Source organism: Citrobacter sp. L55 (assembly GCF_002850715.1).
In the GTDB taxonomy this organism is placed as follows: Bacteria; Pseudomonadota; Gammaproteobacteria; order Enterobacterales; family Enterobacteriaceae; genus Citrobacter; species Citrobacter braakii.
This window is the reverse complement of the sequence record NZ_KZ559442.1, coordinates 1-4,006: the sequence shown is the minus strand read 5'-3', so window position 1 is coordinate 4,006 and position 4,006 is coordinate 1. Positions and strand designations below refer to the sequence as shown.

Sequence of the window (4,006 nt, the reverse complement as noted above, 5' to 3'; positions counted from 1 at the left end):
AGGCCCGGTCGAAAGACCGGGCCTTTTGTTTTATCTGTGGTCTGTCGGTGAGTGCTCTCCTGAGGAGGACAAATCCGCCGGGAGCGGATTTGAACGTTGCGCAGCAACGGCCCGGAGGGTGGCGGGCAGGACGCCCGCCATAAACTGCCAGGCATCAAACAAGTGAAGAAGCCCATCCTGCCGGATGGGCTTTTTTGCGTCTGCAGGGAGTGAAAACTGCCGGATGCAGCGTACCATTTTATCCAGCCCATCATGTTGTAACCGGTGTTCAGGCCTGAGAAGCGCAGCACACCAGGCTCTCCCGGCAGCACATTGCCTGCTATCCATGCACGGGGTTGAGTAACAGGTACTGTCGCTCAGGATCGCGGACCTCTGTACGTCCCATCACGTTAACCCCCATCTTCTTATAGAACCCAGATGTCAGCTTGTTAACAGGCACGACTAATCTTACATATGGATTTTGTGAGGGGTAGAGCAGTAAAGATATTGAGAGATGATCGGTTGGAAAGTATCAGAAACTATAAAAGCAAAAACCCGCCTCTAGGGCGGGTTCTTTAAATAGTGGTGCCGGACTCGGAATCGATGTCCCCGTTTAATTTATTGATATGTATGAATTAATTTTGATTTGGTGTTTTTTGTACCCTCATTTGTGCCCTCGGTCCTTTTTGATGCTGAATTAAGGGATTCAAACTCAGGAACGAGAGGGCAACATCGAGGGAAAGTGCTTCGCCACAATGTTGTTCATTTTATCAAGCAGTTCTGACCTTTTGAAGCTGATATGCTCTGTCCCCTTCTGAAAGTATTTGATCGCAAACATCTGGTCCTCGTAACAATTGCTGTGCCTGTTCTCATGAATATGATCGCTGAGACGCCGGGTAACATCGGCGCGGTTGTCGGGAACCGGTTTGCCATCAAGCAGCATCAGCATGCGTTCAAGATCCGCCAGACTATCACGTTGCCATCCCCGGTTAAGTCCAAATCCCCATCGGTCATGTTTCACCAGTCCATTCACGATGATCTTTTTCCCGAACTTACATGGGCTATTGCTCTTAAAATCCCAGCTCAGCCCCTTAAACACGTTTATCACCCCGCGTTCAAACACCTCGCCTTTGTTCTGGTGCAACTGCTCAAACGTGCTGAGAATGTTCTTTTCACTGACAGCGGGAATGTCATCCTTTTCCAGACTGTTGTACCACTGATCACGCGCCTGAGCGTCCATGACGGAAAGCATCCCTGACTTTTTCATTAAATCGCGCCATATACCACGATCGAGATTACGGGTAATGGCTTTCATCGCTGTTTCTGGTTTCTCCATCAGCCAGCAACCACAGCGAAAATCCTGCTTCATGGCCCAGTCCAGTGCAGTTTTACCGCCAATACTGCAGGTCAGTGTCGAGATATCGTCCAGTTGCTGAATAAGAGCTTCAATCTGTGCCAGCGCGACATTCCGTCCGGTGACGATGCGCTCAATGCTGGTGGAGCAAATTACATCTGTATGGTCGGTCAAAACTTCAGGTTCGGTGAGGGTAAAGTCTGACATCATTTTTCCTTTTATATAAAGCAAAACGCCAGTCGGTGAGGACTGGCACTTATGCATGTACGCTGAGTATGGTTCGGTGGCTAATCTGTTCCGGCCTTTTGCAGAAGCTGCAGATGGCGGAGATCGCGAACGTTCTGTAATGCCTGTTCAATCCGGGGCAACAACGTTGCTGAGTCGGTATTGTCTTCGCCGTTGTCGAAGATGATTTCCGTACCGCAATCGATATTGTCCTGCAGCCAGCCAATCAGAATGTTGAGAGCGGCTTCAGTGGTTAATTCTGGCATCAGGACTCCTTGTGGTGATTGATGTTGAGTTACCAGTCAAAGGTGGCAAAGCCTGGTAGCACTTCGCCACAGGCATCAAGATGAACAATGCTGACGGAGTAACGACGCATAAGCGCCATCACCAGGCGGCGACAGGCTTTAGACAGACCGAGACGTTTGAGGCGTAATACCGGAAACGACCACGCCCCCAGGTGAAGCAGATAGCCCGACCCGGTGTACAGAATCCATTCACTGTCACCAAAGTCTTCATGCTGATGTGAAAGGGCAAACAGCAGGGTGTTGTCGGCTTCGGTGATGTGAGAAGTACTGCACTGGATGCCGCTGAGACGTGCGACAGGCGGGAGNCCGTTATCGCAGACCACATTGATCAGGTCAGCCAGTTCAATCCCGTCGATATCAACAGCGATTCGGCCCATGTTGAGGGCCAGTATATTGACGGCATCAGCTTCCACGGTCAGAGACAGCTTCATTGCTGCACCTCTTTGTATTTACCGGTGGTGATATCGGTCACCACTTTGTAATCGTTGTGGGTCATCAGCCCGATGGCTTTGCGGGCGCGAAGAATATCGATACTGGTGAGAAGCGGCGACTGTGTTTCTGCGTTAAAACCGCGACGGTCTGTACGTACCAGATCGTACTTTTCCACGATAAAATTGATGGCGTCGCATAGCGAGATACCCGCGTCGATATGTTCCTGGATGACGCTGTCGTTGCCAAACGGGGTGTCGTTTAGTGCCAGACCATAGTGACGGTCCAGCAGGTGACTNCCGCGACGGTCTGTACGTACCAGATCGTACTTTTCCACGATAAAATTGATGGCGTCGCATAGCGAGATACCCGCGTCGATATGTTCCTGGATGACGCTGTCGTTGCCAAACGGGGTGTCGTTTAGTGCCAGACCATAGTGACGGTCCAGCAGGTGACTTAGAAGCCGGTGCCAGATCTCCACCGGCGACTGGCGTGGCGTAACCTCCTGCGTGGAGGATAGTGGCTGGGTTTGCATAGTTGATCCCTTTGTTGATGGGTTAAAACGAGGGAAAGCAGTTCGAAGGTTTACGCAGTTGCTGCAGGTGTGGGGNNAAATTGCCATGTATACGTACCCATGCGAGCCGAGGCTGTCGGCCTCGCAGGTCAGCCCTTTTGCGTAGAGCGTGACGCAGTGCTGATGGCGGGGATTGATTTCACCGGAAACCAGCATTAACTCGAGCTGTTTGAGCAGTACCGGAGATGCCTGGTCAAGGTGGCGTAAATCCGCGTCGCTGAATGTTCCTGCGATAGTGCTGCGGTCAGCCAGATAATGCAGGTGGTTGCCTTCCTGCACCAGCCGTGCGCCAAAGCATGGCGTGACGGTGGGTTTAAGTCCCCACCAGGGCTCAGAAATATCATGCTTTGCTGCATTCGTTGTGTTTTGCATTTTAAGTAATCNAATGTTCCTGCGATAGTGCTGCGGTCAGCCAGATAATGCAGGTGGTTGCCTTCCTGCACCAGCCGTGCGCCAAAGCATGGCGTGACGGTGGGTTTAAGTCCCCACCAGGGCTCAGAAATATCATGCTTTGCTGCATTCGTTGTGTTTTGCATTTTAAGTAATCCTTAATGATGCGTTAATTCAGGGTAACGCTGCGTAATACGACAAAGGGGCCGTTACGGTCCTGACAACGTTCAGCGAAGACAGCCAGCACACCGCTGATATCCTGTACCTCCCGGCCGGCATAGTGGCAGATACTGCCGGACCACTTATATTTACCGGTACAGAAGCGAAACAGCCGGGACTGCGGATGCTGGCGGTATATCGCCATCGCCTGACGCTTGCTGATAATTTTCATCGATATTTTCCTCCTTAAAGCCAGCCTCTCTCAGAAAACGAAACTATTTCCATACCTCCCACTACCAGGTGGTCCAGCAGGCGGATATCCACCAGGTCCAGTGCCTGCCTGAGGCGTTCTGTGATTCGTCTGTCTGCATCGCTGGGTTCAGCGTGTCCTGAAGGGTGGCAGTGCGCCACGAGAATGGCAGCAGCGTTATGTTTCAGCGCAGCTTTCACCACTTCCCGTGGATGTACCTGTGTATGGTTGATGGTGCCGGTGAAGAGGGTTTCGTGCGTAATCAACCGATGCTGGTTATCGAGGAAGATCACGGTAAATTCTTCGCGCTCCTGTGTGGCAAGCTGCAGACGCAGCCAGTC

The 4,006-nt window shown here is 51.7% G+C and carries 6 protein-coding genes and 4 pseudogenes; all 10 read right to left on the bottom strand.

The genetic code is table 11. The annotated features are described in order from the left end of the window. A partial coding sequence (locus B9P82_RS28780; RefSeq protein ID WP_210405013.1) for a hypothetical protein occupies positions 1-290 on the bottom strand: 290 nt, incomplete at its 3' end. Positions 291-691: 401 nt separating this feature from the next. Further along, positions 692-1,540, bottom strand: a complete 849-nt coding sequence (locus B9P82_RS27895) for a DUF4942 domain-containing protein (protein ID WP_101701446.1) — start codon at positions 1,538-1,540, stop codon at positions 692-694. An 80-nt stretch (positions 1,541-1,620) separates the two neighbouring features. Next, positions 1,621-1,824 (bottom strand): DUF957 domain-containing protein, encoded by a 204-nt coding sequence (locus B9P82_RS27890; RefSeq protein WP_101701445.1) that lies wholly within the window; start codon positions 1,822-1,824, stop codon positions 1,621-1,623. Positions 1,825-1,853: 29 nt separating this feature from the next. After that, positions 1,854-2,294 (bottom strand): DUF5983 family protein, encoded by a 441-nt coding sequence (locus tag B9P82_RS27885; RefSeq protein WP_101701444.1) that lies wholly within the window; start codon positions 2,292-2,294, stop codon positions 1,854-1,856. Next, positions 2,291-2,590, bottom strand: a pseudogene (locus B9P82_RS29605) (TA system toxin CbtA family protein); the annotation flags it as partial. The pseudogene B9P82_RS29605 and the gene B9P82_RS27885, both read right to left, overlap by 4 nt. A gap of 168 nt (positions 2,591-2,758) precedes the next feature. Next, a pseudogene (locus B9P82_RS29600) lies at positions 2,759-2,827 on the bottom strand (toxin CbtA); the annotation flags it as partial. 72 nt (positions 2,828-2,899) lie between these two features. Continuing rightward, positions 2,900-3,238, bottom strand: a pseudogene (locus B9P82_RS27870) (type IV toxin-antitoxin system YeeU family antitoxin); the annotation flags it as partial. Between the two features lie 32 nt (positions 3,239-3,270). Beyond that, positions 3,271-3,402 (bottom strand): annotated as a pseudogene (locus tag B9P82_RS29265) (type IV toxin-antitoxin system YeeU family antitoxin); the annotation flags it as partial. A 23-nt stretch (positions 3,403-3,425) separates the two neighbouring features. Beyond that, positions 3,426-3,647 carry a DUF987 domain-containing protein gene (locus B9P82_RS27865; protein ID WP_101701443.1) on the bottom strand — a complete coding sequence of 74 codons (222 nt, stop codon included), beginning with the start codon at positions 3,645-3,647 and terminating at the stop codon, positions 3,426-3,428. A 14-nt stretch (positions 3,648-3,661) separates the two neighbouring features. Then, positions 3,662-4,006 (bottom strand): RadC family protein (gene radC / locus B9P82_RS27860; protein ID WP_101701442.1); only part of this gene is annotated, 345 nt, incomplete at its 5' end.

What these genes read in the sequence shown, in the direction of transcription:
- B9P82_RS27865 (WP_101701443.1), bottom strand. Translation starts at nt 3,647, where the DNA reads ATGAAAATTATCAGCAAGCGTCAGGCGATGGCGATATACCGCCAGCAT.
- B9P82_RS27895 (WP_101701446.1), bottom strand. Translation starts at nt 1,540, where the DNA reads ATGTCAGACTTTACCCTCACCGAACCTGAAGTTTTGACCGACCATACA.
- B9P82_RS27890 (WP_101701445.1), bottom strand. Translation starts at nt 1,824, where the DNA reads ATGCCAGAATTAACCACTGAAGCCGCTCTCAACATTCTGATTGGCTGG.